Here is a 3,019-nt window from a genome sequence, read left to right as displayed (position 1 = left end):
GTCAGCAATGACTGGGGTTTTTTGCTTTGGGGGCGTGAAATTCTTTGGAACAGTGACATCCAAAGTGCTTCATTCATTGAGGCTCAGAGGCTCAGCCGCCGGCCTTGCTCGAATACCAGCAGTTCTCCCTTGCCAAAGGCTGTCCACGTCTCGTTGGTCGTCAGCGGGCTCGTCACGATCACGGCCACTTCGTCCCTCTCGCTGGTCTCTCGAGAGAAATCCAGCCGAACGTCTTCGTCGCTCAGCTGGGCTTGCCCGAACGGGTGCCGCCTCTCTATGTAGTACAGGCTCGTCGAGGCATGGCTCCACAGCGCCTGGCCGTTGGACAGCAGGAAATTGAACGTCCCGCGCGGGCATATGTGGGCCGCCAATTCCTTGAAATTTGCCCAAGGACTGTTGGTGCCGATGCAATCTTGACCAGCTAAACCGCAAAGTGCCAATCCAATATTGACCAGGGTGTTCCACTGACCTGCTGAGAATTTCAGCAGGGGATTCAAGGTGATCACCATGGACATGATTGGCAAGGTCAGGCGCATGAGGCTGCGCGACCAACTCTCCCTCAGCGAGATCGCAAAGCGCACGGGCCTGTCGCGCAACACGGTCAAGAAGTGGCTCAAGGCGCCCGGCGATGTTGCCCCGAAGTACGAGCGGGTGAAGCTCGATGGCAAGCTAACTGCGTTCGAGCCGATCCTGCATCAAGCGCTCACAACCGACAGCCATCGCCCCAAGCATGGACGGCGCAGCGGCCGTGCCTTGTTTGCTCAGATACAGGCCCAAGGCTACCGCGGCGGCTACAGCGCCGTCACCGACTACATCCGGCGCTGGCGGGTGGAGTCAGCAACCAGTCCGGCCAAGGCGTTCGTTCCGATGAGCTTCGAGCTGGGCGAGGCCTTCCAGTTCGACTGGAGCGTCGAAGCCATGGTCGTCGGCGGCGTTTTCTACAACGTGCAAGTGGCGCACCTGAAGCTGTGCGCCAGCCGTGCCTTCTGGCTGGTGGCCTACCCCAGCCAGGGCCATGAGATGCTGTTCGACGCGCACACACGCTCGTTCCAGGCACTCGGTGGCGTCACCCGGCGCGGCATCTACGACAACATGCGCACCGCCGTGGACAAGGTGCAGCGTGGCAAGCAGCGCACCGTCAACGCGCGATTTGCGGCCATGTGCAGCCACTACCTGTTCGACGCCGACTTCTGCAACGTCGCCTCGGGCTGGGAGAAGGGGGTGGTGGAGAAGAACGTGCAGGACAGCCGCAGGCGCATCTGGATCGAAGCCGCGACCCGTCGCTTCGGCTCGTTCATCGAACTCAATGCCTGGCTGAGCGAGCGGTGTCGTTCGGTGTGGAGCGACACCACGCATCCGATCCACAGGCAGTTCACCGTGGCCGAGATGTGGGAGTTGGAGAAGCCTCACCTCATGTCCATGCCGGCCCCCTTCAACGGCTACGTCGAGCGGCTGGCCCGGGTCAGCAGCACCTGCCTGGTGGCCGCCGCGCGCAACCGTTACTCCGTGCCGTGCGAGTGGGCCGGCCACATCGTCAGCACCCGCGTCTATCCCGAACGAATCGATGTGGCGGCCGCAGATGCCGTCGTAGCCAGCCATGCCCGGCTGCCGGGCAGTGGCCAGACCAGCTACGACTGGCAGCACTACATCGACCTGGTGCAGCGCAAACCGGGCGCATTGCGCAATGGCACGCCGTTCCTGGACCTTCCGGCGCCGTTGCTGCGTTTGCGCCAGTCTCTGCTCAGGCACCCTGGAGGAGACCGGGTCATGGCACAGGTGCTGGCCGTGGTGCCGCAGGCCGGGCTGGAAGCGGTGCTGGTGGCCATCGAGCTGGTACTCGAAGGCAGGGCCCCCAGTGGCAGTATCAGCGTGGAGCACGTGCGCAACGTGCTGGCCCGCTTGAACAACCCTGCCACGCCGGCGCAGGCGCAGACGTCCTTGCAACTCACCCAGGCGCCCAAGGCCGACACCGCGCGTTATGACCGGCTGCGCCCCACCCACCAGGATCATCTAGACGGGCAGGAGGTGGGCCATGCGTGAGACCTCCATCGATGTGCAGGCCCAACTGAAGGCGCTGCGGCTCAACGGCATGGCCACGGCCTGGGCCGATCTGACGGAGCAAGGCGGCGATACGACCCTGGCCGCATCACGCTGGCTGGTGGAGCACCTGCTGCAGGCTGAAGATGCTGATCGGGCGATGCGTTCCATCGCCCACCAGATGAAGGCGGCACGCTTCCCGATGCACCGCGACCTGGCTGGGTTCGACTTCACCGTCGCGCCGGTCGACCGCGCGTTGATCCAGAAACTGGCGGACCTCTCGTTCACGCAGGATGCGCAGAACGTGGTGCTGGTCGGCGGCCCAGGCACCGGCAAAACCCACCTGGCCACGGCGCTGGGAATTGCTGGGCTCACCCGGCACGCCAAGCGAGTGCGGTTCTACTCCACGGTCGATCTGGTCAATGCCCTGGAGCATGAGAAGAGCCAGGGCCGTGCCGGACGCATCGCCATGAGTCTGGTGCGCATGGACCTGGTCGTGCTCGACGAGTTGGGCTACCTACCCTTCAGCCAGGCCGGTGGCGCCTTGTTGTTCCACCTGCTGTCCAAGCTGTACGAGCACACCAGCGTGATGATCACCACCAACCTGACGTTCGCGGAGTGGTCCACGGTGTTCGGCGATGCCAAGATGACCACTGCGTTGCTGGATCGCTTGACCCATCACTGCCACATCATCGAGACGGGCAACGAGTCCTACCGCTTCCGCCACAGCACGCACGAAGCCAAGGGGCGCATCAAGGCCCGTGAGCAGACCAAGAAGGCAGCAGCGGCCCAGGTTAGCGAGACCGCGGAGGAAAGGGCCTCGCCTGATGGCTCGGCCATACTGACCACGACTTCAAAGAAAGGAGGACCTACCGAAGCATCCACCCTATAGTTATCCACAGCTGGCTTCAAATGGAACCAGCTCTAGCCCCTGGTCAATGTTCGACTGGCACTGCTGATCACGATTGCACTGGCGCTAACA

The 3,019-nt window shown here is 63.2% G+C and carries 2 protein-coding genes and 1 pseudogene; 2 read left to right on the top strand and 1 reads right to left on the bottom strand.

The annotated features are described in order from the left end of the window. Positions 1-83 precede the first annotated feature (83 nt). A pseudogene (locus tag ARADN35_RS25810) lies at positions 84-377 on the bottom strand (class II glutamine amidotransferase); the annotation flags it as partial. A gap of 130 nt (positions 378-507) precedes the next feature. On the opposite strand from ARADN35_RS25810, the gene istA reads away from it, so the two are divergent. Both istA and istB read left to right on the top strand, forming a co-directional pair. Next, a complete protein-coding gene (gene istA / locus ARADN35_RS0103695) occupies positions 508-2,040 on the top strand; it encodes an IS21 family transposase (RefSeq protein ID WP_029413170.1) in 1,533 nt (510 codons plus the stop codon). Beyond that, entirely contained in the window at positions 2,033-2,929 is an 897-nt protein-coding gene (gene istB, locus ARADN35_RS0103690; RefSeq protein WP_010459120.1) for an IS21-like element helper ATPase IstB, read from the top strand. The genes istA and istB overlap by 8 nt, the downstream gene beginning before the upstream one ends. Positions 2,930-3,019: the final 90 nt, after the last annotated feature.

It is taken from the genome of Acidovorax radicis N35, from assembly GCF_000204195.1.
GTDB lineage: Bacteria > Pseudomonadota > Gammaproteobacteria > Burkholderiales > Burkholderiaceae_C > Acidovorax > Acidovorax radicis.
This window is presented reverse-complemented; position numbering and strand designations above follow the sequence as displayed.

What these genes read in the sequence shown, in the direction of transcription:
- istA (WP_029413170.1), top strand. Translation starts at nt 508, where the DNA reads ATGGACATGATTGGCAAGGTCAGGCGCATGAGGCTGCGCGACCAACTC.
- istB (WP_010459120.1), top strand. Translation starts at nt 2,033, where the DNA reads ATGCGTGAGACCTCCATCGATGTGCAGGCCCAACTGAAGGCGCTGCGG.